Consider the following 23,830-nt stretch of genomic DNA (forward strand, 5'->3'; position numbering starts at 1 on the left):
TCTATACCTATATCTATGTCTTCCTTATACTCTTCTTCTTTTTGGCGCCCTTACTCCATTATGTGCAATGGCTGAAACATCTAGAATTGATGTAATTACAAAATTTTGTCCAAATACTGCACGCATCGCTGATTCACGTTGAGCGCCAGGTCCTTGAATTCTAATAGAAACAGTTTTAAGCCCGTATTCTTTTGCTTCTTCGGAAGCTTTATCTGCAGTTATCTGAGCGGCGTAAGGAGTCGCTTTTCTAGCACCTTTAAATCCGTTTCTTCCTGCGGATGATGAAGATATCGCATTACCTTGGACATCGGTAAACGTAATGATAGTATTATTAAATGTTGCTTGTATATGCACAACACCGAGGGTAATAGTCTTCTTTTTTTTCTTAACTTTAGTTTGACTCATCTTTATACTCTACTCTATTATTTTACGGCTTTTTTCTTACCGGCAATCGCCACAGCTTTTCCTTTTCTCGTACGAGCATTAGAATGAGTATTTTGCCCCCGAACCGGCAATTTGCGTATATGCCTAAGCCCTTGAAAACACCTTATATCTTTTTTCTTTTTAATGTTAAGGTTAACCTCTCGTCTTAAATCACCTTCAACTTTATATTCTTTTTCAATAACATTACGTAAACTAATAAGTTCCTGATCATTAAGATCTTTAACTTTTTTACTTTCCGGTATCTTTGTTTTATTACAAATTTCCTTGGCAATAGTATTTCCAAGACCGTAAATATACGTTAAACTTATTACTAAACGCTTATTATCGGGAATGTTAACGCTCGCAATTCTTGCCACAAATAATCTCCAAAATTTCACTAACAACTAAAAAAATAATATAAAAATCTTTTATAAAGTCAATTTATTTTTAGTATTTTATATAAATCACTTTCTATTTCTTCTTCTTTTTTACTTGCATTTATCGTATAAAACTCACAATTATCTTTATAATAATTTACTAAGGGAGAAGTTTCAATTTTATACTCTTCTATTCTTTTTTTTATAATTTCTTCACTATCATCTTTCCTATAAACAAACACGCTTGAGCCACAAGCATCGCAAATATTTTCAACTTTAGGTTTTAAGAAATAATTATTATATATCTTGCCGCAATTTTCGCAATTATATCTACCTAAAATTCTTTTAATTAATATTTCATCGGAAATATCAAAGTAAATAATTTTTATTTTTTGATTGCTAATAGTTTTAAAAAATTCAGCTTGTTCTAGATTACGAGGATATCCATCTAATATATAACCGTTTTTATATTTATCCGACGATAAAAATTTCTCAACTATTCCATTTACTATTTTATTAGGAATAAGTTTTCCTTGCTTTATATAATTATTAATTAACCTACTCTCCTCACTTGAGGACATAATAATTGTTCTAAATATATCGCCGACAGACACATGAGGTAAATGACTTTTTTCAGCTAACTTTTTCCCCTGAGTTCCTTTTCCGGCTCCAGGCGGACCTATAAGAACTATTATCACTTCTAACTCATTTTTAATTTTTTAATTTTACCTTTTTCATTAACCCTTCGTATCTACTACTAAATAAGTAAGTTTGAATTTGGGTGAATGTATCAAGCACTACATTAACTACAATTAAAAAACTTGTCCCTCCCAAAGAAAGTGATACAACATATTTATTCATTAATAATTCAGGAATCACACATATTAAACTTAAATATATACCCCCTATAACCGTAAGCCTAGTAAGTATATAATCAAAATATTCTGCCGTGTTTTTTCCGGGTCTTTTACCCGGAAGATAAGCACCGTATTTTCTTAAATTATTGGCTGTTTCTTCAGAGTTAAATACTATTGCCGTATAAAAAAAACTAAAAAACATTATTAAAGCGACATACAACAAAATGTAGATAGGCTTTCCGTGACCCAAATAATATGTCAATCTCCCCATAATTTCTGAATTATTAGTAGAGAAATTTGCAAGTGTCGCAGGAAATAATAAAATTGAACTAGCAAATATCGGCGGGATTACACCTGCCGTATTAAGTTTAAGCGGCATATGAGTTGCTTCCCCGCCGTAAATCTTATTTCCTACTTGCCGTTTAGGATATTGCACTAATAATTTTCTTTGAGCCTTCTCGAAAAAAATTATTATAGCTATTAAAATGACTACCCCTACGCAAACAGTTATCCCCACTAACGGCGATAAAGCTCCTTTACGAGATAATTCAAACATACTAATAATAGCACTAGGCACGCCTGAAACTATACCTATAAATATAATTAAAGAAGTGCCGTTTCCTATCCCACGAAGCGTAATTTGTTCACCAAGCCACATTAAAAACATTGTCCCGACAGCTAAGGTAATTACTGTGGTAACCTTGAAGAAAAGACCGGGGATAATCACTACCGGTCCGGTATTTGTTACTATCGATTCCAAACTTATAGCCACCCCATAAGCTTGAAAAGACGCTAGCAAAACTGTTAAATATCTTGATAACTGATTAACTTTTCTTTTTCCGGCTTCACCTTCCTTTTTTAAATTTTCCAAAGGTTTATAAGCTACCGACATTAATTGAATAATAATTGACGCAGTTATATAAGGCATAACCGCTAAAGCAAAAATAGACATCCTGCCTAAAGAACCGCCTGACAACATATTAAACATGCCTAGTATACCGGATTGATTCTGCTCGGCAACACTATTTAAAGCAACCGAATCAATACCCGCTATAGGTATAAATGATCCAAACCTACATATTATAAGAACTAAAATAGTAAAAATAATACGATTAATAAGATCATTGCCGGTCTTTTTGGAAGAATGTAAATTCATAAGTTACAATATTTGCCCACCGGTTTTTTCAATCAATTCTTTGGTTTTAGAAGAATAAGCATCTAACTTAAATGATAAAGGGACGGCAAAACCATCACTACTAACCGATAATAATTTAACTAATAAGTTACTATTTTTAATTAACCCGACCTCTACCAATTTTTCTTTAGTAATTATTTCAGCCCCATTTAAACGCCCGGCCAATAATAGAGCTTCGATATCATAAATATTTACAACATTATATTTTTTAGGAGATAAAGAATTAAATCCTCTTTTCGGCAATCTTTTTATTATAGGTGTCTGACCGCCTTCAAAACCTTTTATTGCCACTCCAGACCTAGATTTTTGTCCTTTTACACCTCTGCCGCAAGTTTTACCTTTTCCGCTTCCAATGCCTCGTCCGACTCTTTTTCTATTTTTTTTAGAACCAAAATTATTATATAATTCGTTTAATTTCATTTTGAAACTCTACTTGATATTTTCTATTTTTAACAAATGCTCAACTTTTTTAAGCATACCTTTAATTGAATTAGTAGCATCGAGAATAACAACTCTACCGATTTTATTTAGACCGAGTCCAATTAACGTTTGCTTCTGATCATATTTACGACCTATGCTACTTTTAACTTGAGTAACCTTTAATTGTATATCAGCTAATTTTTTTTCTTTTTTATTACTCATAGTTCCTTAATACACCTCAAGCTTTTAAAAAACCTAAAATATTATTTAATATTATTATTTATAATGCGATATTATTCACTAACTTGAAGATCAGTAGCTTTGACCGATACTTCATTTATTTTTTTGTCTCTTCGTAATCCGATAGTTTTTGGCGAAGAAAGTTTACTTAATGCATCAAATGTTGCCGCAATCATTGCGTATACATTACTAGAACCTAATGATTTAGCAACAATATCATGAACTCCTAAAGAGTCAAATATTGCTCTCATAGCACCGCCTGCAATAACTCCGGTACCTGCTTTAGCTCTTCTTAAAATTACTTTAGCGGCTCCACTTTTTCCCACAACATCGTGGTGAATTGTTCTATTTTGATAAAGAGGAATTTTAGTCAATTTTTTCCTAGCTTCTTGAGTCGCTTTTCCTCTTGCTTCAGTCACTTCTTTTGCTTTACCGTGACCATAGCCTACTTTACCTGCTCGATCTCCTGCAACTACACATGCAGCAAAAGAAAATCTTCGTCCGCCTTTAACTACTTTAGTAACTCTATTTATATCAACTACAGTTTCGCTTAAAGCTTCTTCGTTTTTTTTACCTTTAGACATTTATAATAACCTTAATCTAAAATCTTAATTTTTTCCGTGCCGCATCAGCGAGAGCTTTGATAACACCGTGGTATTTATACCCCCCTCTATCAAATACGACTTCCTCTATTCCTTTCAAAATAGCTTTTTCAGCTATTAATTCACCAATTTTAACGGCATTGTCTACATTACAATTAGACTTTTTTAATTTTTTAATTTTTTCGTCTAAAGTTGAAGCCGAAGCAATAGTTATCGCTTTTGAATCATCAATTAACTGAGCATATATATGTCTTCCGGATTTAAAAATAGATAATCTATGTCTATTAGATAGCTTGGCTATCTTATATCTTACTCTACTTTGTCTTCTTTCAAACTTAAGTTTCGCGCTATGCATATTTAACTCTTAAATTTTAATTTTTCTTGCCTTCTTTCCGTGGTATATACTGACCTTTAAATTTAATTCCTTTACCTTTATAAGGTTCAGGCGGTCTTTGCTTTATAATAATTGATGCAAACTGACCTAATTTTTCTTTATCCGTCCCTTCCAAAATAATCACATTTTGTTTAGGAACATCAACTTTAATATCTTTAGGTATTTCAATTTTTGTGTTATGGCTTTTGGCAAGCATTAAATTTAAATATTCTCCCTTTACCATAGCCCTATAACCGACGCCGTTAATTTCAAGCTCTAATTTAAAGCCTTCCTTTACCCCTTTAACCATGCTAGATATTATACTTCTTGCGGTACCCCACATAGAACGAGCATTTTTATTTTGAGCTAACGGTTTTACTAAAATTTTATTATCTTCTAATAAAATTTCTATACTGCCTTTAAAAGCTTTTGATAATTTACCTTTAGGTCCGGATATATTTACTTCTAAACCGTTTAAGCCAATTTTTACCCCTTCCGGTATAATAATCGGTAACTTCCCAACACGTGACATTTTTTTACCTTAAAACACTTTACAAATTACTTCACCGCCGACATTTTGAATATGAGCTTCTCTATCCGACATTATTCCATGAGAAGTAGAAAGAATATAAATTCCCATATTATTATAATATCCTTTCAAATCTTTGATTGCTGAATATACTCTTCTTCCGGGCGTTGAAACCTTATGAACTTCACGTATAGAGGCCTCGCCTTTGATAGAATATTTTAAATCTACCTCGACATGACTAATATTATTTTCTTGGAGAACTTTATATTCTTTTATATAACCTTCTTTTTGCAATACATCTAAAATTGCACATTTCATTTTAGAACTAGGAAAAGAAACGCTCATTAATTTACTTTTATAAGCATTTCTAATTCTAGTTAACATATCCGCTACATTATCAGTCATTGACATATGATATACCCCTTAATTCTTACCAACTCGCTTTAATTAACCCGGGAACTAACCCTTTACCGGCTAAAACTCTTAACATATTTCTTGAGATGCCGAACTTTTGGCTTACGCCTCTTGGTCTTCCGGTTAATTCGCATCTATTTCTTACTCTAATAGCAGCTGAATTTCTCGGTAATTGAGCAAGCGTCATTACCAAGGAAAAACGCTCTTCTAATGAAATATTTTTATCATAAATTTTATTCTTTAATTTTGTACGCTTATTATATAAGCTTTGCGAAATTTTTTTTCTTCTTTCATTTTTTTTTATAGAACTTAACTTTGCCATCTATATATCCTAAAAATTAATTATAAAAAGGTAAATTAAACCCGGAAAGTAACAATTTACCTTCTTTATCGTTTTTAGCCGTGGTAACAATTGTAATATCCATACCCCTTATTACATCAATTTTATCGTAATTAATTTCGGGGAAGACTATTTGTTCTTTTAATCCAAAAGTAAAATTTCCTTTACCGTCAAAACTTTTATAAGAAAAGCCTCGAAACTCCTTAACACGAGGCAGCGCCACAATGACCAACCTTTCTAGAAAATCATACATTCTGTCTTTGCGTAAAGTTACTTTACAACCTATCTTCATTCCTTCGCGAAGTTTAAAGGTTGCTATAGATTTTCTTGCTAAAGTTACAATAGGCTTCTGTCCGGAAATCAATGTTAAATCATTAACAACATTATTAATTACTTTAGAGTCGGCTACCGCCTCTCCTACTCCCATATTTATAACGATTTTTTTAATTTCCGGTATTTCATGCTTATTCTTATAAGAAAATTCTTTTTGCAAATCTTTTATAATTTCTTGAGTATATAACTCTTTAAATCTTAATAACATTTATTTACCTTCCTTACCGATAATCTCTCCTGATTTTTTTGCTACTCTAACTTTAGAACCGTCCTCTAAAATTTTAAAACCTATTTTTGTAGATTCACCGCTTTTAGGATCGATATGAGCAACATTCGAGATATGTATAGGCAATTCCTTAGTTATTATTCCTCCTTCACTTACTTGGCTTGGTTTGGTATGTTTTTTTACCAAATTTACACCGGAAACGATAATTTTATTATCTTCAGGAAAAACTTTTAATATCTTACCCTTTTTCCCTTTGTATTTGCCGGTAATAACCACAACTTCATCACCTTTTTTAACTTTCAACTTAATCATTTATAATACTTCCTCTGCAAGTGACATTATTCTAACAAATTTTTTAGCTCTAAGTTCTCTAGTTACCGGTCCAAAAACTCTAGTACCTATAGGTTCACCCTGCTTATTTAGAAGTACTATTGCATTTTTATCAAATTTTATTGTATTGCCGTCGATTCTTCTAACACCCGTTCTGGTTCTAACTATTAATCCTTTATATACATCACCTTTTTTAACTTTACCGCCGGGCATAGCTTCCTTAATTGAAACTACTATAACATCCCCAAGTTTAGCTATCATATGATGAGAACCTCCCAAAACTTTAATACACATAACTTTCTTAGCACCGGAATTATCCGCAACATCTAAGATGCTTTGCATCTGAATCATAAATTACTTCCACTTATATACTTTTTACAAAACACAAAATAAACAATCTATTCGATAAAGTCAAAGGCTAAAAGCCTTTATAGTAAAATGACTTAAACTTGTTTACATCGTTGCTCGTCGCTATCCTAATTAAATTAGGCTTCACTCCTTACATCTTATATGTAAATTCAACTGCTTTTACTATACTCCTCATTTAATACTATCCATGTTTTGGTTTTTGAAATAGGACGACTTTCTATTATATTAACTTTATCTCCGTCTTGAAACTTATTTTCAGGATCGTGAGCAGCATATTTTTTAGATACTTTTACGAATTTCTTATAAATAGGGTGTTTAAATTTACGTTCTACTTTTACGGTAATAGTTTTATCAGCCTTTGAACTAACTACAACGCCCTGTAAGACTCTTTTTGGCATTTTAATATTCCTCACTCTCAGATCTTTTGGTTAACTCGGTATTAATACGTGCTATTGATTTTTTAACAAAAGAAAATCTACTTGTATTTTTTAATTCCCCTAAAGTCTGCTGAAATCTCAAATTAAACAATTCTTTTTTAAAAAAAATAAGATTTTTATTAAGCTCTTCTATAGTTTTATGAACTACTTCTTTTTTTAAGGATTTTAAATCAGTCATAACGTCTCACTATCTTTGTTCTTACTGGTAGTTTAGCACTGGCAAGCTCTAAAGCTCTAAGAGCTATATTATCTTCTACTCCTTCAATTTCAAACATAATTCTCCCGGGAGAAACTCTTACTGCAAAAAATTCCGGAGAACCTTTACCTTTACCCATTCTAACCTCAGCCGGTTTTTTAGAAACAGGTAAATCGGGAAAGATTTTTATCCATAATCTACCTTGTCTTTTCATACATCTAGTTGCCGCTTTCCTTGCCGCTTCTATTTGTCGTGCGGTCACTCGCCAACCGTCTATAGACTTTAATCCAAAAGAGCCAAAAGCAAGCATGGTACCTGATTTTGCTTTTGAGGAAACTCTTCCCTTATGAGCCTTTCTAAATTTTTGTTTTTTCGGAGCTAACATTCTTGTACTTTAAAATTAGTTATATTTTTTATTTTCGGTGTACTCACCTTTGTAAATCCAAACCTTTACCCCTATAACTCCATAAGTAGTTATAGCTTCGGCTGTGGCATAATCAATATCAGCCCTTAAAGTATGCAAAGGAACCCTCCCTTCTCTATACCATTCCGTTCTAGCAATTTCAGCGCCGCCGAGACGCCCCGAACAACTAACTCTTATACCAAGCCCCCCTTGTTTAAAAGAAGCTTGAATAGCTGTTTTCATTGCTTTCCTAAAAGAAACTCTTTTTTCAAGTTGCAAAGCAATATTTTGCGCAACTATTGGAGCATCGATATTAGATTTTCTTACTTCATGAATATTAATATAAACTTCTTTCAAAGAAGCCATTTTTTCTACAGTCTTTTTTAATTTATCAATATCACTACCGCTTTTACCGATAATAATATTCGGTTTTTTTGCATAGATATTAATTATAATACTTTTATTAGAAGGCCTTTCAATAAGTATCCTACTAATTTGAGCTTGATTACAATTTTTATTTATTAATTCCCTAATCCTAAAATCTTGTATAAAAAGAGTTTTGTAATGTTTTTCAGCATATAATACTGAATCCCATCCTTTAATTAATGTCGGTCCAACTCTAAAACCATGTGGGCAAATTTTTTGTCCCATTTTAATTCTCCTCTTTTTCTGTAACGGTGATATAGAGATTACTAAAAAACTTATTAATTCGAGCCGCTCTCCCTTTAGCTCTCGGCATAACTCTTTTCATCACTAAAGCTTTACCGACCGTAACACTCGTAATAACTAATCTATCTATATCTAGACCTAAATTATTTTCAGCATTAGCAATTGCTGAATGTAAACAATTTTTTACATCATGTGCAATTCGTTTCGGTGAGAAAGTTAACTGCACTAATGCTTGTGCGACTTTCATATTTCTAATAGAAGCTGCAACTAAATTTAACTTTCTGGGACTAACTCTAATAGATTTAGCTTTTGCCGTAGCAAAATTTTTACTTACTTGTGCCATATAATTTATTTTCTTTTAACTTTTTTATCTGCTCCATGACCGTAAAATGTTCTAGTCGGCGCAAATTCTCCTAATTTTCTGCCAACCATTTCTTCACTTACGGAAACCGGTATAAACTTATTTCCGTTATGCACGGAAAAGGTAAAACCAACAAAAAAAGGCAAAATAGTTGACCTTCTGGACCAAGTTTTAATCATTTCCGATTTACCGGATTCCATTAACTTATGTACTTTTTTTATCAAATAACCGTCTACAAAAGGCCCTTTCCAAACTGAACGCGCCATAATTAACACCTAATTTTAATTTTAATTATTTTCTTTTCTTGATAATAAACTTCGAGGTAGATTTATTTTTACGAGTCTTTTTACCTTTAGTCGGGAATCCCCAAGGAGTAACGGGATGACGCCCTCCGGAAGTTTTACCTTCACCGCCGCCATGCGGATGATCAACCGGGTTCATAGCTACACCTCTAACGTGAGGTCTCCATCCTAGCCATCTATTTCTACCGGCTTTCCCTAAATTAATATTTTTTTGATCCGAGTTAGAAACAACGCCTATAGTAGCTTTACAATCTAAAGGTACTAATCTAAATTCCCCCGATCTAAGCTTAATTTGAGCATATCCTGAATCTTTACCCACCAAATCTACCGAAGTACCGGCCGACCTTGCAATTTGACCGCCTTTTCCTACCTTCATTTCAACATTATGTAAAGTAGTTCCAACCGGAATAAATCTTAAAGGCAGACAGTTGCCGATTTTAATATCAGCCTCTTTGCTAGATATAATTTTATCGCCTATGGCTAATTTTTGCGGTGCTAAAATATACGCATGTTCGCCGTCTTCAAATTTAATTAAAGCAATGAAGGCAGTACGATTCGGATCATACTCTATTCTTTCAACAATCGCAAATACATCTAGTTTATTTCTTTTAAAATCAATAATACGATATAATTTTTTATGCCCGCCGCCTCTATGCCACGACGTAATTCTACCTTGATTATTTCTCCCGCCCGTTTTAGTTAACCCTTTAGTTAAAGGTTTAAAAGGTTTGCCTTTCCAAAGACTAGTTTTATCAACTTGTATTAACTCTCTAAGTGAAGGAGTAATCGGGTTAAATTTCTTTAAAGCCATTTATTTAATTCCTCCGGTAAAATCAATAGTATGATCTTTTTCTAATGTCACGATAGCTTTCTTCCTATCGGATTGACATCCGTTAATCCCTTTAAATCTTTTCTTCTTACCTTTCACATTTAAAATATTAACTTTTTTAACTTTTACTTTAAATATTTCTTCAATGGCTTTTTTAACAGAGATTTTTTTAGCAAGCTGATCTACATAAAAAGTAAATTTATTTTGTTCAGAAAGGGCGGTAGTTTTTTCGGTTATAACCGGTCTTCTAATCAAATCGTAATGTTTATAAAAATTCATTTTAACCTCTTTTCTAAAACATCAACTGCCTCTTGTGATATCAACACATATTCATGACGTATTATATCGTAAACATTCGCTCCTATTTGCGGAACCACTATTGTATTATGAATATTTTTTGCAGCTAAGGAAAAATTAACATCAACCTCATTTCCGTCAATTACAAAAAAGCTTTTTCCTTGAAATTTACTTAATATATTTGCAAGAATAGAAGTTTTAGGCTCATCTAGCTTTAAAGAATTTATTACTAATAATTTCCCCTCCGCTAATTTTCCTGATAAAGCATGCATTAACCCAAGTTTTCTAACTTTTTTAGGCAATTTTGTTGCATGACTTCTTGATACCGGACCATGAGCTACTCCACCGCCGCGCATTTGGGCAGACCGCAGCGAACCTTGTCTTGCGTTACCCGTACCTTTTTGCTTAAACGGTTTTTTTGTAGTACCGGATACCCCTGATACCGTTTTAGTTTGGTGAGTACCGGACATTGCCTTAACTCGCTGCCAATCAACAACAAGCTTTATAATATCTTCTCTGATGAACTCCAAAGCAAATATATCTTTATCTAAACTAATCTCCCCAATCTCTTCATTGGCAAGATTTAATATTTTAGTCTTCATATTTGTTTAACCTATATAATCTTCTATACTCTAGAAACCGTAATTATAGCTTCAATCATTTAAGGTCTATACACTAAATTTTGCAAGTCTCGCTTGTGCTCACGTATTAGTATACGCGTAGCTTAGCTCGCTCTGAAATTTAATGTCTATACCTTAATGCTTTTTGCTATATGAGTAAACAATGCTCGTGTACAACGTTAAACGTCATTGCGAGGAGGCCATTGTTGCATGGATCGAAATCATTACAAAAACACCGTCATTGCGAGCCGCTACAGGCGTTGTTGCATGGCTCGAATTTTTGCAAAGTGTTTCGGTGTCATCTAGTTGCTTGACCACGGCATCCAATCTTTTTATTAAGGTTTTTCTGGATACCGTGGAGGGGCCTCGGTATGACACCGTACTTATAATAACCATAATACGGTAAATTATTAGCCATGCAACAACGCCGCCGCTACAAGCGGCGCGGCAATCTAATTCTTGTCATGCTGAACTTGTTTCAGCATCTGATAGCATTTGATCCTGAAATAAATTCAGGATGACACAATTTCCTAGATTGCCACGTCGGGATTACGTCCCTCCTCGCAATGACGGTGTTTTTTACAACGATTTCGAGCCGGGCAACAAAACCGCAGCTCCTCGCAACGACAACACTTTAAGCTTTTTGCTCTTTCAGTTATTACCTATACGCCGTTACTAGAACGACGACGAGTTACTTCGCTGTGTTTACCAATTAACACAGCAATTTTTTAACTATTCTCTTAAATTTATTATATCGTTATTGAGGCCTTTTTTATTGCATCTTTAATGCAAAGATAAGAACCTTTAGAACCCGGAATGCTACCTTTAATCATAATAACCCCGCGCTCTTTATCAACCCCGAATATTTTTAGATTTTGAATAGTAACTTTTTGACATCCCATATGTCCGGCCATTTTCTTATTCTTAAAAACTTTACCCGGATCCTGTCTTCCTCCGGTAGAACCATGAGAACGATGGGATATCGACACACCGTGAGAAGCCTCAAGCCCTCTAAAATTATGTCTTTTCATACTACCGGCAAAACCTTTACCTATAGTAGTACTAGATACGTCAACAAATTGACCGGCGGTAAAATGATCCACTTCTAAATTAGTAGTGATATCGATAAAATTATCTTCAGACACCCTAAATTCTTTTAATTTCACCTTAGGCGATACTTTAGCGTTAGCAAATATCTGCTTCATCGGCTTAGTTACCCTTGATATTTTTTTATCTTTTATCCCGATAACTATAGCATTATATCCATGTTTTTCTGTAGTTTTATGTCCTATAACCTGACAATTATCAACCTTTACTAGAGTAAGAGTAACCCTCTCTCCTTTTTCATTAAACACTGAAGTCATACCAATTTTTTGGGCAATTATACCAGTTCTCATTACTCCCCACTCTCTAATTTTATCTCAACGTCAATACCGGCAGGCAAATCAACTTTCTTTAAAGCATCAACGGTTTGCGGCGTTGGATAGCTTATAATAAGCAATCTTTTTTGAGTTCTGATCTCGAATTGTTCCCTTGACTTTATATGTACGTGAGGAGATCTATTTACGGTAAATCTTTCAATCATTCTAGGTAGAGGGATAGGACCGCTAACATCAGCTCCGGTTCTTTTAACAGCGCCGACTATTTCTTTCGTAGCTTGATCAAGAATACGATGATCAAATGACTTTAAACGAATCTTAATTTTTTGACTATTTTTCATTTAGTAAACCTTTGTTACAAACAGCAAGACTATTCAAAATATACTGCTCATCTTTCAAGAAGTCTTTTTATCAAGGATTCGTGTACTCACGTTACTTAAGCGTACGCTCCGTACAGTCACCCCTCAAAATAAAATCTAATTCTCAAAATACGAGCAGTACATCCTTAAATATATCTCAAAATAATAAATGCCCATTATACAAGATAATAGGCATTTATAAAACAAGTTATTTTATAATTTTTGATACAACACCTGCTCCAACCGTCTTACCGCCTTCCCGAATGGAGAATTTCAGTCCTTCCTGCATAGCAATTGGGGCAATTAACTTAACTTTAAAATTAGCATTATCACCGGGCATAACCATCTGCTTATCAGCCGGCAATTCTATTGTACCGGTAACATCCGTTGTTCTAAAATAGAATTGTGGACGATAATTATTAGTAAACGGAGTATGACGCCCACCTTCATCTTTGGTAAGCACATATACTTCGGCTTCAAATTCATCATGCGGAGTTATACTACCGGGCTTCGCCAGTACTTGCCCTCTTTGAACTTCCTCTCTTTTCGTACCGCGTAGTAATATACCAACATTATCCCCTGCTTCTCCGCTATCAAGAAGCTTTCTAAACATTTCAACACCGGTACAAGTACTAGTTTGAGTTTCTTTCATACCGACGATTTCTATAGAATCACTGACTTTTACCACGCCGGTTTCAATCCTACCGGTTACAACAGTACCTCTTCCGGAGATAGAAAATACATCTTCTATCGGCATTAAGAACGGCTTTTCAGTTTCTCTTTTCGGTTGAGGAATATAACTATCTACGGCATCCATTAATTCATGAATAGCCTTCTCTCCTTCAGGCTTACCTTCTAACGCTTGAAGCGCAGAACCCTTAACAAAAGGTATATCATCACCGGGAAAACCGTATTTTGATAACAACTCTCTTACTTCCATTTCAACTAACTCTAGCAACTCAGGATCATCAACCATATCTACTTTATTTAAAAAGACGACCATAGCCGGAACACCTACCTGCTTAGCTAGTAATATATGCTCTCTGGTTTGAGGCATCGGACCGTCAGCGGCAGAAACAACAAGTATTGCTCCATCCATTTGAGCCGCACCCGTTATCATGTTTTTTACATAGTCGGCATGTCCCGGACAATCAACGTGAGCATAGTGCCTAGCTTTAGTTTCATATTCCACATGTGCAGTAGAGATTGTTATACCTCTCTCCTTCTCTTCAGGAGCCGCATCGATTTGATCGTAAGCTGTTGCCTTTGCTCCACCTTCTTTGGAAAGCACTATTGTTATTGCCGCCGTTAAAGAAGTTTTACCGTGATCTACGTGACCGATAGTACCTATATTAACATGTGGTTTGTTTCTTTCAAACTTTGCTTTTGCCATATTATTTACTCTCTACAATTTTTTAGGTTTAATACAAACTGATTTTTTAAAGCGCATATTATTTATTTTGCTAAATCTTCACAAACTTTATTACTAAATATTTGGAGCGGGTGATGGGAATCGAACCCACGCGACCAGCTTGGAAGGCTGGAGTTCTACCATTGAACTACACCCGCATGCTTCTCCGAACCATTTAGTGTGGTGGAGGGAGAAGGATTTGAACCTTCGTACGCTTACGCGGGCAGATTTACAGTCTGCTGCCATTGACCACTCGGCCACCCCTCCTACAAAGACTACTGTATTAAATAGACTAATTCACTGTAAAGTACAATAGAAATTAGTATAGGATTTAATAAAATCTTTTGCCGAATCATCAAATAAACAAACAGCAGCTAGCACGTTTATTTAGTTGTAAGTTTCTATAATAAATAGTAGTTTGTGTCAAGAACAAATTACTCTAGGTTTTTAATAACATGCGAAATAAAGGGCATAACTCTAAAAATTTTTATTATCTTTACGGCAAACACCCTGTATATTCAGCTCTTAGAAATCCAAAACGTCAAATTGAAAGCATCTTTTGTACCTCTGATATTTTTAATGCTAACAAGGAATTAATAAGCCCCTACCCTTATAAAATTATTACTAACGATTTTTTATCTAAACTTTTAGAACTGAGTCATATTCATCAAGGAATAGTAGCTAAAGTTAAGACTATTTTTTCTAATAATATCGAAGATATCGACGTCAATAATCCGAATTGTAGAATTGCAATTCTTGATCAGGTAACCGACCCTCAAAATATCGGCGCAATTATTCGTAGCGCAGCCGCCTTTGAAATTAATACCGTAATATTACCGGCAGATAACGCTCCGGATGAAAACGCGACGATTGCTAAAGCGGCTTCAGGTACTTTGGAGCTAGTACAAGTTATAAAAGTTACTAATTTACGTATGTCTATGGAATATCTTAAAAAACAAGGTTTCTGGATTATCGGGCTTGACTCAGCAGGAAGTAATTCTTTTAACGATAATTTATTTTCGGATAAAATCGTCGTCGTACTCGGCTCGGAAGACAAAGGAATGAGAAGGTTAGTTAGAGAAACATGCGACCATCTAGTAAAAATACCTATTTCCAATAAGGTAGAAAGCCTTAACGTATCCAATGCCGCTTCTATAATTTTTCATTTGTTATATACAAAACATCCTAAGTAAATTAAATATTATGTTTTATTCATTTTTTATTTACTTAACAGGGAAAGAGTAGTCTACTATAATATAATACTTAAATAGCTTATTTAAGTATTATATTATAATTGGGTGTAAAATACAGCTTTGAACAAACTCATACAGCTAAATTCAGAAAGCTTTAGACAAGATGAATTTAAAGACGAGTCTGCGCAAGCAGTCAAAGGTACGTGAGCACAGACGAGTTCTGAGAAATTCGCTTGTATCAAGCTTTCTGAATGACGCTATAACTTTTTATAATAAATTAAATAAGAGCGCGTCATGCTAAAAAATATAGAACGAAATAAAAAAATTATTGAAAATTTTGAGAAGCAGTTAGATAAGTTTATAAAAGAGTTAAAAGAAAAAGAAATTACTAACACAATACTCTCCAAGGCAATACTAGGTAAATTTCTTGATGATATAATTAATAATTTAAAAAACAAAAATTTAATTAATGAAGTAACGTTTGATATCTATCGAGGTAAGGCAATAATTGAAAATGTAGCCTATCCGAGCAATGATTTATCTACCGCCCCAGACATCCACCAATGGCAGAAATTTTATAATTTTAACCATGATATTATGCTAGATAACACTTTAGCTTTTATTTCTAATAACTTAGCAACTTCTTCCTTAAAGGATAAATTATATTATAGTTTTGCAAAATTATGTAAGGAACTAGGGTTAGAAGTAATAAGCGATCATTTTCACGAGAAAATTAAATTATACATTACATATGAAAAATTATAGAACGGAAACAGATTCATTCGGTGAAGTTAAAATAGACGATCAATTTTATTGGGGGGCGCAAACTCAAAGATCTTTAGAAAATTTTAAGATAGGCAAGCAGAAAATGCCCTTGATTTTAATTCATTCCTTAGCAATTTTAAAAAAATGTGCTGCAACGGTCAATCAAGAATTCGGTGAACTTGAACCTAACATAGCAAAAGCAATAGATAAAGCCGTAGATAGAATTTTAAACGGTGAATTTAGCGATAATTTTCCGTTACTAGTATGGCAAACGGGATCAGGTACGCAAACAAATATGAATATGAACGAGGTAATCGCCGCTATTGCTAACGAAGAATTAACCGGCAAGAAAGGCGGCAAATCCCCTGTACATCCTAACGACCACGTCAATAAAGGGCAATCGTCAAATGATTCTTTCCCAACCGCTATGCATATAGCAACCGTGCTTGCAACGAAAGAGCAGTTAATCCCGGCGCTTACAAATTTACTAACTAATTTGCAAGATAAATCACAAAATTGGCAAAACATAATTAAAATAGGACGCACCCACCTACAAGATGCTACTCCTATAACCTTAAAGCAAGAATTTTCCGGCTATATTACTCAAATCGCTTATGCATTAGAGCGAATAGAAGACGCGCTTAAAAAAGTTTATTTGCTTGCACAAGGCGGGACGGCCGTCGGCACGGGTATTAACTCTCGCGAAGGATTTGATATAAAATTTGCCGAGAAAGTAGCCGAATATACTAAATATCCTTTTAAAACCGCTCCTAACAAATTTGAAGCACTAGCTGCTCATGATGCGTTAGTAGAATTTTCCGGTACACTTAATACTATAGCAGTGAGCTTAATGAAAATAGCCAATGATATAAGACTGCTCGGCTCCGGTCCAAGATGCGGCTTCGGTGAGCTACATCTACCGGAAAATGAACCCGGTTCCTCTATCATGCCAGGTAAAGTTAACCCAACACAAGTCGAAGCTTTAACAATGGTGTGCTGCCAAGTAATGGGTAATCACGTAACCGTAACGATTGCCGGCTCAAACGGTCATCTTGAACTTAATGTTTTCAAACCGGTTATAATATATAATATCTTGCAATCTATCGAATTATTAGCAGATAGCGTCAATAGCTTTGTCTCGCATTGTATAAAGGGACTTGAGCCTAACATAGAACGGATTAATAATTTACGTGAGCAATCCCTTATGCTGGTGACCGCTCTTAATCCTCATATCGGTTATGATAATGCAGCAAAAATTGCTAAAGAAGCTTATAAGCAAGGGATAACATTAAAACAAGCGGCACTAGAATTAAATTTATTATCGGAAGAGGAGTTTGATAAAATAGTAGTAGCCGAAAATATGGTTGACAATATTAAGAGATAAATATAGACTGGTATGAGACTAGTTTATATTTATAGGATTAAATTTATGAAACAACATCTACCTAATCAAATTAATTTATTTGAAGCAAAAACTCATTTTTCTAATCTTATACAACGTGTACAAGACGGCGAACAAATTACCATCTGCAAACATAACACACCGGTTGCTAAGCTTATACCTATAGCAGAAGAAAGACCTAAAATAGAAAATATAGTAGAGCAAATAAGAGAGTTCAGCAAAGGCAAAACATTGGCTCCTTATACTATTAAAGAGCTAATTAACGAAGGTAGAAAATGGTGAATTCTAAGTCATTTGTAGCAGATTGCTCCATAACCGTCTCATGGTTCTTTTATGATGAACGTAATAAATATTCAGAGTTTACATTAGATTATTGTAATAAATTTAGAGCCATAGTACCCCCTCTATGGAAACTTGAAGTAAGTAATGCAATACTTATAGCTGAGAAACGTAATAGAATTAATACAGCCGATACAGTTAGAATTTTAGAATTTTTAAATTCTCTACCTATTGACATATCGAATTTTAATTTTTCCATACATGAAATTACACAAGCTGCAAGAAGCAACAATCTTACTTCATATGATGCAACTTATTTATTAACTGCAATGCACACGGGACTAGTTATGGCAACTAAAGACAAAGCTTTAATTAGAGCATGCAATGATAACGGTGTACCGATCTTTAAGGGGAATATTAACTGACCTTGAAAAAAATATTTTTACAAAAGGCTATGGAAATTTCTAAATCTTTATTATAATTAGCGCAAATAGTAAATATTCATTGGATAAAATAATTATGACTCTAAGCATTAAGGCACCGGAAAATATAGTACTTAAACCGGTTATTACGGTTTTCGGCGTAGGCGGCGCCGGCAGCAATGCAGTAAATAATATGATCAACGATAAGCTACAAGGCGCAATTTTTGTAGTAGCTAATACTGATGCTCAATCCCTAGAACACTCTTTATGCGATGATAAAATTCAGCTAGGAGTCTCTACTACTCGCGGTCTCGGTGCGGGTGCTTCTCCTACGGTCGGCGCTTTGGCGGCAGAAGAATCGGAAGAAGAAATTAGAAGACGTTTAGAAGGCTGTAATATGGTTTTTATAACAGCAGGCATGGGAGGGGGGACCGGTACCGGTGCTTCTCCCGTAGTAGCCAGAATTGCTAAGGAACTAGGAATACTTACCGTCGGTATAGTCACCAAACCTTTTCATTTTGAAGGGGGGCATCGAATGAGAACCGCCGAACAAGGAATTCAAGAATTACAGCAATTTGTCGATACTTTAATTGTTATACCTAATCAAAATTTATTCCGTATTGCCAATGAGCAAACGACATTTTCCGACGCTTTCAAAATGGCGGATGACGTATTGCATGCCGGCGTACGAGGCGTTACCGATTTAATGATCATGCCGGGACTGATCAATCTTGATTTTGCCGATATTAGAGCCATAATGAGTGAAATGGGCAAAGCAATGATGGGAACAGGAGAAGCAAGCGGCGAGGATAGAGCAGTTAAAGCGGCAGAAGCGGCAATCTCAAATCCTTTACTTGATCACAGTTCAATGTGCGGTGCGAAAGGAGTATTAATTAATATTACGGGCGGCACGGATATGACTTTATTTGAGGTTGATAACGCAGCTAATAGAATTAGGGAGGAAGTTGATAATCTGGAAGCAAATATTATTTTCGGCTCGACCTTTAATCCGGAGTTAAGCGGACTTATTAGAGTGTCGGTTGTGGCAACCGGCATTGATGCCGATAAAATAATAACTCATAAATCTTTTACAGCAGAATCTGTTTCCCGGACTCAAGGAGATAAAGCGGCTGAAAATATTTCACCATCGATAGAGATAGAGGAAATACCTGACTTTAACCACTATAATACCGAAGAAGCAGAAATAATCGATTCTTTAAATCAAAATTTAAGTGAAAGCTCACAAATCTTGCCGGTAAACACTGCAAATAAACCGCTAGAAGACCGCCCAAAACCTTCACTATTCGGCAGAATGTGGAACTCTTTAAAAACCCCAAATTCCCAAACACAGGAACGGTCTAAGAATATTGTAGTTACCTCAACCGATGATCAAGAGACTAAACCGGAATCGGATATCCACGATATACCGGCTTTTTTAAGAAAGAAGAGGGATTAGCTTTTAATACTAACATAATTTAGGATAACTTGCTTATTTTAAATCAGTACTATTATACTAATAATTCTGGATATGAAAGTATGGAAGATGGTGTTGAAAATAAATCAACCTAATGCTTCTTGTCAACCATCAGTCAAAACCGTTTTTTCAAATCCCACAGCAAGAACGAGAAGTAAGAATTCACCAATCAATGTTTGCTTAAGAATTTTGGCAGCTGTGATGACAATTATCAAATCAAATTTAGTAATTAATAGGAGTTAATAATGAGTCTTCCAGTTTATACAATAGATATCTATAACTCAAAAAGAATGCCAAGTTATGTACTCCTTGAGAAAAATGGCGAACACTATAAACAACTCGATATTTTTTTTGATACCAAAGAGCAAGCAAAGCACTTTGCAAAGAAAAAAGGATTAAAATTAGCAACCAGTAGATATATGTCAAATACAGGTCATAGTTATAACCTATCAAGAAAAGATATAGAAAACTCAATTTTTGAGGGTGATTGCTTAGAAGTATTAAAAAGGTTTCCTAATAATTCTATTGATATGGTTTTGTGTGATTTGCCTTATGGCACAACTCACAATAAATGGGATAGCGTAATCGATCTTGATAAGCTGTGGTTTGAATATAATCGAGTAGTAAAACCAAATGGAGCAATAGTTTTAACATCACAAGGAATTTTTACCGCCAAGCTAATTCTATCTAATGAAAAGTTTTTCAAATATAAACTTTCTTGGGAAAAATCAAAACCGACTAATTTTCTTAATGCAAAAAAACAACCATTAAGAAAACATGAAGATGTGTGTATTTTTTATAGAAAACAGCCTATTTATAACCCACAAATGAAACTAGGAATGCCTTACGACAAAGGAATCAGAAAAGATCAATTGTCTGGAAGCTATGGTAACTTTAAACCGCAGCATATTAAAAGCAGTGGAGAGAGATACCCTACTGATGTTGTGTACTTCAAAACAGCAGAAAGTGAAGGTAAAGTTTGGCATCCCACTCAAAAACCTATAGAATTAGCTAGGTATTTAGTAAGAACCTATACTAATCCAAGCGACATCGTACTTGATAACTCCTTTGGAAGTGGTAGTTTTTTGATTAGCGCTGTGTTGGAAGGCAGATTTTTCTGTGGTATCGAGAAGAACGAAGATGTTCATCTCTTTAAAAAAGATGCTATTGATTACATCGAGGTAGCCAATGAAAGGTTAAATAACATCGGGGAGAATATTAACATTAAGCTCTACAGATAGAGTTAAAGATGCAAAATAACTTGAATTACAATGAAAGAGCTTGGGCAATTGATGTTATATCAGAAATTAATATTCTTTCATCTAAAGTTAATAGACCTATAAAGAGAGCTGGAGGTGAGCATACACTTTCGATTGGCAAGAAAAGCATGTTTCCAGACGTTTTGCTTTTCGGAGATAAAAACGGTTCTTCAGTGCTACAAGGCTGGGAACTTAAAATGCCCGATACAAGCATTACTGATAACGAATTAATATCTAACGCCACAATTAAGGCAAATCGTCTTAAGCTTAATAGTTTTTTGTTATGGAATGTAAAAGAAGCTGTCCTATATGTTTCTAATGGTGATAGCTTTTTACCTTTAAAGAACTGGAGCTTACCAAAAATAAAAGTAAGACAGGACGTTGTTTCAAACACTGAAGAATGGAAAGGTCTTTTAATCAAAATTGCTGATGATTTAAATAACTTCTTAGAGAACGGTGAAATTTTACCAACCCCTCCAGAAGTAGCAATTAATGAACAAATATACGCAGATTTTTTATTAAAGTTTAATAACTCTCAATTAGAACTAATAAAGAACACTTGTCAGAAAGATGCAGAATTTGAGTTAGAAATAGACATTTGGTTTGAAGAAAATAAAGAAGGATTAAAACCTCTACACAAGTATCAGGCTGTTGCACACCTTAATATCGTTAACTGGATTAATAGGTTTTTATTCGCTCATTATTTGAAGCTATTCAATGAAAACGCAAATTTAGTAGAGAAAATTGATTCAAGTTGTTCTGTAGAAAAAGCTAACTATATTTTTGAAGAAATTACCTCAAAGTGTGATTTTATGAATGTTTTCAAACCCATACTTGGGCAGAGAAGCGTGAACAGCAGCCTATGGCAAGCACTATTGGAGTTAAATCAGCTTTTAATAGATTTTAACTTTAAATCAATTAATCAAAAGAGCTTTCACAACATAATTGATACAGCTTTATCCTACTCCAGAAAAAAATTAGCTGGGCAATTTTCCACTCCTGTACCTTTAGCTGATTACCTTGTCGCCATTACGATTAATGATAGGACAAAAAACATAATAGATGTATGTTGTGGAACAGGAACTATCGCAAAATCTATTTACAACCTCAAAATAAACAAAGAACTTTCCGTAAAAGATGCACTTGCAACCACATGGGCTAGTGATAAATTTGCTGTACCTTTGCAACTTTGTTCAATCGCACTTTCAGACCCAAATGGGATGGGAGAAATTATTCAATCTTTCAAAAAAGATGCTCTACTTTTATCAACAGGCGAGTTAATTGAATTCACCGCCCCTTATTCTGGTGATTTAGTAGTTCGAGAGCTTCCTAAAATGCACGCTGTAACGTCTAATTTACCTTTTGTAAGGTTTGAAGATGTTGTAAAGCTTAACCCAAACATCAATGCGACAAGAGAATACATATACAAAAACTACAATGTTAATATTGATAGAAAGGCCGACCTATACGCTTATATAACACTCAAATTAAAAAATATTGTGGAGGAAAATGGACGAATTGGTTTAATCACCTCAAACTCTTGGCAAAGCGTATCCTGGGGAAATATTTTTAAAAAAGCTTTACTCGAAAATTTCAATTTATTAAGAGTTGTTATATCTGGCAATGGCAGATGGTTTACCAATACTGAAGTAATCACAACAGTTATTGTATTAGAGGCGAAATCAAATTCTTCTAGGCCACAGGTTGAAATTCCATTTATAACTACTCTTAAGCCTATTAATAAGTGGGATAAAACTGTAATTAATGAAATGGTTGCCAGCACATTACGAGCAAAGCCAGTAGCGGGACTCCTAGAAGTTAAAAAGTATTCTCTTGATGCTCTTAGTATGCTTGAGAAACTTGGGTTAGGCTGGAATGCATTATTTACCGATACTTTATGGTTGGATAAATTAAAGGAAGCTTTAACTCCTGTTAACACTCTATTTATTGTTAATAGAGGAGAAAGAAGGGGTTGGGATGCCTTATTTTATCCAGAAACTAATCATAATATAGAGGCCGAATTTATTAAGCCCGTTTTAAAAAGCTCAAGAAACCTTGAAGGAAGGCTTGTTGTTAATGACGATGATAAAGCATTTTGCTGTTCTCAATCTATCGAATACTTAGAAGCTAATAAAAAAACAGGTGCTTTGAATTGGATTAAAAGATTTGCAAGTCAAGTTAACAATACTGGTAAACCCTTACCAGAGGTTTTGTCACAAGGTCGCCATAATCTACATTGGTATGAAATGCGAGCAGATACTCTTGCTGACATAGTTATATCAATGAACCCAGATAAAAAGCTCTGCTTTCACAAGTTAACAGAAAAATCTTTTGTAAATCAGCGATTAATAAGACTTACAACTCTACCATCTAATAAAGATGTCGATTTATGTCATGCACTTCTAAACTCTGTGGTTGGTATGTTTTTACTTGAATCTATAGGTTTTGGAAGGGGTTTAGGTGCTTTAGATATTAACGCAACCAAAGTTTCGGAAAAAATGCACATGCTTAACCCTAAAAACTTGAAAGCAAGCCAGAAGTCTAAAATCCTTAAGGCATTTAAGCTATTAATAGAAAAACCTACAAAAGATTTACCTAATGAACTTAAAGAAAAAAATCGTATTATTTTTGATAACACAGTGTTAGAAGCTTATAGTGTCAAGGCTATTCGAGAACAAATCTACAAGGCTCTTTTATGGTTGTATCAAATCAGGCAAACAGCTCGAGACTAGATTTGTAGAAAAC

The 23,830-nt window shown here is 34.3% G+C and carries 35 protein-coding genes, 2 tRNA genes and 3 pseudogenes; 11 read left to right on the forward strand and 29 right to left on the reverse strand.

The genetic code is table 11. The features are described 5' to 3' along the window. Positions 1 to 24 precede the first annotated feature (24 nt). From rpsK to AAHM91_RS08600, 24 genes are all read right to left on the reverse strand, one after another. Complete coding sequence (gene rpsK / locus AAHM91_RS08485) at positions 25 to 405, reverse strand: 30S ribosomal protein S11 (protein ID WP_253307998.1); 381 nt, start codon at positions 403 to 405, stop codon at positions 25 to 27. Between the two features lie 17 nt (positions 406 to 422). Next, on the reverse strand, positions 423 to 800 hold the full coding sequence (gene rpsM / locus AAHM91_RS08490; RefSeq protein ID WP_342270510.1) for a 30S ribosomal protein S13: 378 nt from the start codon (positions 798 to 800) through the stop codon (positions 423 to 425). Positions 801 to 859: 59 nt separating this feature from the next. Beyond that, positions 860 to 1,498 carry an adenylate kinase gene (locus AAHM91_RS08495; RefSeq protein ID WP_253308000.1) on the reverse strand — a complete coding sequence of 213 codons (639 nt, stop codon included), beginning with the start codon at positions 1,496 to 1,498 and terminating at the stop codon, positions 860 to 862. Positions 1,499 to 1,511: 13 nt separating this feature from the next. Continuing rightward, positions 1,512 to 2,813, reverse strand: a complete 1,302-nt coding sequence (secY, locus tag AAHM91_RS08500) for a preprotein translocase subunit SecY (protein WP_253308001.1) — start codon at positions 2,811 to 2,813, stop codon at positions 1,512 to 1,514. 3 nt (positions 2,814 to 2,816) lie between these two features. After that, positions 2,817 to 3,272: a 50S ribosomal protein L15 gene (gene rplO / locus AAHM91_RS08505; RefSeq protein WP_342270511.1), complete on the reverse strand. Its 456-nt coding sequence runs from the start codon at positions 3,270 to 3,272 to the stop codon at positions 2,817 to 2,819. A gap of 9 nt (positions 3,273 to 3,281) precedes the next feature. Then, positions 3,282 to 3,494, reverse strand: a complete 213-nt coding sequence (rpmD, locus tag AAHM91_RS08510; protein ID WP_341793668.1) for a 50S ribosomal protein L30 — start codon at positions 3,492 to 3,494, stop codon at positions 3,282 to 3,284. 71 nt (positions 3,495 to 3,565) lie between these two features. Continuing rightward, the gene (gene rpsE / locus AAHM91_RS08515) at positions 3,566 to 4,096 is read right to left on the reverse strand and encodes a 30S ribosomal protein S5 (protein ID WP_253308004.1); all 531 of its coding nucleotides are present in this window, start codon (positions 4,094 to 4,096) and stop codon (positions 3,566 to 3,568) included. A gap of 16 nt (positions 4,097 to 4,112) precedes the next feature. Then, entirely contained in the window at positions 4,113 to 4,469 is a 357-nt protein-coding gene (gene rplR / locus AAHM91_RS08520) for a 50S ribosomal protein L18 (protein ID WP_341793667.1), read from the reverse strand. 16 nt (positions 4,470 to 4,485) lie between these two features. Continuing rightward, positions 4,486 to 5,019: a 50S ribosomal protein L6 gene (gene rplF / locus AAHM91_RS08525; protein ID WP_253308006.1), complete on the reverse strand. Its 534-nt coding sequence runs from the start codon at positions 5,017 to 5,019 to the stop codon at positions 4,486 to 4,488. A gap of 9 nt (positions 5,020 to 5,028) precedes the next feature. Further along, the gene (rpsH, locus tag AAHM91_RS08530) at positions 5,029 to 5,427 is read right to left on the reverse strand and encodes a 30S ribosomal protein S8 (RefSeq protein WP_253308007.1); all 399 of its coding nucleotides are present in this window, start codon (positions 5,425 to 5,427) and stop codon (positions 5,029 to 5,031) included. Positions 5,428 to 5,446: 19 nt separating this feature from the next. Next, positions 5,447 to 5,752, reverse strand: coding sequence for a 30S ribosomal protein S14 (gene rpsN / locus AAHM91_RS08535; RefSeq protein WP_253308008.1), 306 nt, complete (start codon positions 5,750 to 5,752; stop codon positions 5,447 to 5,449). 16 nt (positions 5,753 to 5,768) lie between these two features. Beyond that, positions 5,769 to 6,311: a 50S ribosomal protein L5 gene (gene rplE / locus AAHM91_RS08540; protein WP_253308009.1), complete on the reverse strand. Its 543-nt coding sequence runs from the start codon at positions 6,309 to 6,311 to the stop codon at positions 5,769 to 5,771. Next, the gene (gene rplX / locus AAHM91_RS08545; protein WP_341793666.1) at positions 6,312 to 6,641 is read right to left on the reverse strand and encodes a 50S ribosomal protein L24; all 330 of its coding nucleotides are present in this window, start codon (positions 6,639 to 6,641) and stop codon (positions 6,312 to 6,314) included. Then, a complete protein-coding gene (gene rplN, locus AAHM91_RS08550; protein ID WP_253308011.1) occupies positions 6,642 to 7,010 on the reverse strand; it encodes a 50S ribosomal protein L14 in 369 nt (122 codons plus the stop codon). Positions 7,011 to 7,177: 167 nt separating this feature from the next. After that, positions 7,178 to 7,426, reverse strand: coding sequence for a 30S ribosomal protein S17 (gene rpsQ, locus AAHM91_RS08555; RefSeq protein ID WP_253308012.1), 249 nt, complete (start codon positions 7,424 to 7,426; stop codon positions 7,178 to 7,180). A 1-nt stretch (position 7,427) separates the two neighbouring features. After that, positions 7,428 to 7,643 carry a 50S ribosomal protein L29 gene (gene rpmC, locus AAHM91_RS08560; protein WP_253308013.1) on the reverse strand — a complete coding sequence of 72 codons (216 nt, stop codon included), beginning with the start codon at positions 7,641 to 7,643 and terminating at the stop codon, positions 7,428 to 7,430. Then, entirely contained in the window at positions 7,636 to 8,046 is a 411-nt protein-coding gene (rplP, locus tag AAHM91_RS08565; protein WP_253308014.1) for a 50S ribosomal protein L16, read from the reverse strand. The genes rpmC and rplP overlap by 8 nt, the downstream gene beginning before the upstream one ends. A gap of 15 nt (positions 8,047 to 8,061) precedes the next feature. Beyond that, entirely contained in the window at positions 8,062 to 8,715 is a 654-nt protein-coding gene (rpsC, locus tag AAHM91_RS08570; RefSeq protein WP_342270512.1) for a 30S ribosomal protein S3, read from the reverse strand. Between the two features lies 1 nt (position 8,716). Continuing rightward, complete coding sequence (gene rplV / locus AAHM91_RS08575; protein WP_341793664.1) at positions 8,717 to 9,076, reverse strand: 50S ribosomal protein L22; 360 nt, start codon at positions 9,074 to 9,076, stop codon at positions 8,717 to 8,719. Positions 9,077 to 9,081: 5 nt separating this feature from the next. Further along, the gene (gene rpsS, locus AAHM91_RS08580) at positions 9,082 to 9,360 is read right to left on the reverse strand and encodes a 30S ribosomal protein S19 (protein ID WP_253308017.1); all 279 of its coding nucleotides are present in this window, start codon (positions 9,358 to 9,360) and stop codon (positions 9,082 to 9,084) included. Positions 9,361 to 9,385: 25 nt separating this feature from the next. Next, positions 9,386 to 10,207: a 50S ribosomal protein L2 gene (gene rplB, locus AAHM91_RS08585; RefSeq protein ID WP_253308018.1), complete on the reverse strand. Its 822-nt coding sequence runs from the start codon at positions 10,205 to 10,207 to the stop codon at positions 9,386 to 9,388. Further along, positions 10,208 to 10,504 carry a 50S ribosomal protein L23 gene (gene rplW, locus AAHM91_RS08590; RefSeq protein ID WP_341793663.1) on the reverse strand — a complete coding sequence of 99 codons (297 nt, stop codon included), beginning with the start codon at positions 10,502 to 10,504 and terminating at the stop codon, positions 10,208 to 10,210. Next, positions 10,501 to 11,124, reverse strand: coding sequence for a 50S ribosomal protein L4 (gene rplD, locus AAHM91_RS08595; protein ID WP_253308020.1), 624 nt, complete (start codon positions 11,122 to 11,124; stop codon positions 10,501 to 10,503). Before rplD ends, rplW begins: the two co-directional genes overlap by 4 nt. A gap of 204 nt (positions 11,125 to 11,328) precedes the next feature. Further along, the gene (locus AAHM91_RS08600; RefSeq protein WP_342270513.1) at positions 11,329 to 11,460 is read right to left on the reverse strand and encodes a hypothetical protein; all 132 of its coding nucleotides are present in this window, start codon (positions 11,458 to 11,460) and stop codon (positions 11,329 to 11,331) included. Positions 11,461 to 11,659: 199 nt separating this feature from the next. Here AAHM91_RS08600 and AAHM91_RS08605 point away from each other — a divergent pair, with 199 nt between their 5' ends. Next, positions 11,660 to 11,821: a hypothetical protein gene (locus tag AAHM91_RS08605; protein WP_342270514.1), complete on the forward strand. Its 162-nt coding sequence runs from the start codon at positions 11,660 to 11,662 to the stop codon at positions 11,819 to 11,821. A 70-nt stretch (positions 11,822 to 11,891) separates the two neighbouring features. Here the strand turns inward: AAHM91_RS08605 and rplC are convergent, their stop codons facing one another. The 5 genes from rplC to AAHM91_RS08630 all read right to left on the reverse strand — a co-directional run bounded on the left by rplC (position 11,892) and on the right by AAHM91_RS08630 (position 14,558). Further along, positions 11,892 to 12,539 carry a 50S ribosomal protein L3 gene (gene rplC, locus AAHM91_RS08610; RefSeq protein WP_341793661.1) on the reverse strand — a complete coding sequence of 216 codons (648 nt, stop codon included), beginning with the start codon at positions 12,537 to 12,539 and terminating at the stop codon, positions 11,892 to 11,894. Continuing rightward, a complete protein-coding gene (gene rpsJ, locus AAHM91_RS08615; protein WP_341789527.1) occupies positions 12,539 to 12,862 on the reverse strand; it encodes a 30S ribosomal protein S10 in 324 nt (107 codons plus the stop codon). Before rpsJ ends, rplC begins: the two co-directional genes overlap by 1 nt. A gap of 226 nt (positions 12,863 to 13,088) precedes the next feature. Next, a complete protein-coding gene (gene tuf, locus AAHM91_RS08620; protein ID WP_253308023.1) occupies positions 13,089 to 14,273 on the reverse strand; it encodes an elongation factor Tu in 1,185 nt (394 codons plus the stop codon). A 102-nt stretch (positions 14,274 to 14,375) separates the two neighbouring features. Further along, positions 14,376 to 14,449: transfer RNA gene (locus AAHM91_RS08625), tRNA-Gly, on the reverse strand. A 23-nt stretch (positions 14,450 to 14,472) separates the two neighbouring features. Continuing rightward, positions 14,473 to 14,558, reverse strand: a tRNA-Tyr gene (locus AAHM91_RS08630). 188 nt (positions 14,559 to 14,746) lie between these two features. Here AAHM91_RS08630 and rlmB point away from each other — a divergent pair. The 10 genes and pseudogenes from rlmB to AAHM91_RS08680 all read left to right on the forward strand — a co-directional run bounded on the left by rlmB (position 14,747) and on the right by AAHM91_RS08680 (position 23,817). Next, positions 14,747 to 15,484 carry a 23S rRNA (guanosine(2251)-2'-O)-methyltransferase RlmB gene (gene rlmB / locus AAHM91_RS08635; protein ID WP_342270515.1) on the forward strand — a complete coding sequence of 246 codons (738 nt, stop codon included), beginning with the start codon at positions 14,747 to 14,749 and terminating at the stop codon, positions 15,482 to 15,484. A gap of 120 nt (positions 15,485 to 15,604) precedes the next feature. Further along, a pseudogene (locus AAHM91_RS10975) lies at positions 15,605 to 15,746 on the forward strand (palindromic element RPE3 domain-containing protein); the annotation flags it as partial. Positions 15,747 to 15,778: 32 nt separating this feature from the next. After that, positions 15,779 to 16,249 (forward strand): hypothetical protein, encoded by a 471-nt coding sequence (locus tag AAHM91_RS08650; protein WP_253308025.1) that lies wholly within the window; start codon positions 15,779 to 15,781, stop codon positions 16,247 to 16,249. Beyond that, a complete protein-coding gene (fumC, locus tag AAHM91_RS08655) occupies positions 16,236 to 17,633 on the forward strand; it encodes a class II fumarate hydratase (protein WP_342270516.1) in 1,398 nt (465 codons plus the stop codon). The genes AAHM91_RS08650 and fumC overlap by 14 nt, the downstream gene beginning before the upstream one ends. Before the next feature lie 45 nt (positions 17,634 to 17,678). Continuing rightward, a complete protein-coding gene (locus AAHM91_RS08660) occupies positions 17,679 to 17,933 on the forward strand; it encodes a type II toxin-antitoxin system Phd/YefM family antitoxin (RefSeq protein ID WP_342270517.1) in 255 nt (84 codons plus the stop codon). Next, positions 17,927 to 18,355 (forward strand): type II toxin-antitoxin system VapC family toxin, encoded by a 429-nt coding sequence (locus AAHM91_RS08665; protein WP_341793657.1) that lies wholly within the window; start codon positions 17,927 to 17,929, stop codon positions 18,353 to 18,355. Before AAHM91_RS08660 ends, AAHM91_RS08665 begins: the two co-directional genes overlap by 7 nt. Before the next feature lie 94 nt (positions 18,356 to 18,449). Continuing rightward, positions 18,450 to 19,431: pseudogene (ftsZ, locus tag AAHM91_RS08670) on the forward strand (cell division protein FtsZ); the annotation flags it as partial. A 74-nt stretch (positions 19,432 to 19,505) separates the two neighbouring features. Continuing rightward, positions 19,506 to 19,808, forward strand: a pseudogene (locus tag AAHM91_RS10980) (cell division protein FtsZ); the annotation flags it as partial. A 263-nt stretch (positions 19,809 to 20,071) separates the two neighbouring features. Continuing rightward, a complete protein-coding gene (locus AAHM91_RS08675) occupies positions 20,072 to 21,067 on the forward strand; it encodes a DNA-methyltransferase (protein WP_342270519.1) in 996 nt (331 codons plus the stop codon). An 8-nt stretch (positions 21,068 to 21,075) separates the two neighbouring features. Beyond that, positions 21,076 to 23,817 carry an N-6 DNA methylase gene (locus AAHM91_RS08680; RefSeq protein WP_342270520.1) on the forward strand — a complete coding sequence of 914 codons (2,742 nt, stop codon included), beginning with the start codon at positions 21,076 to 21,078 and terminating at the stop codon, positions 23,815 to 23,817. The last annotated feature ends 13 nt before the right edge of the window (positions 23,818 to 23,830 follow it).

The organism is Rickettsia endosymbiont of Orchestes rusci, from assembly GCF_964030945.1.
Taxonomy (GTDB): Bacteria; Pseudomonadota; Alphaproteobacteria; order Rickettsiales; family Rickettsiaceae; genus Rickettsia.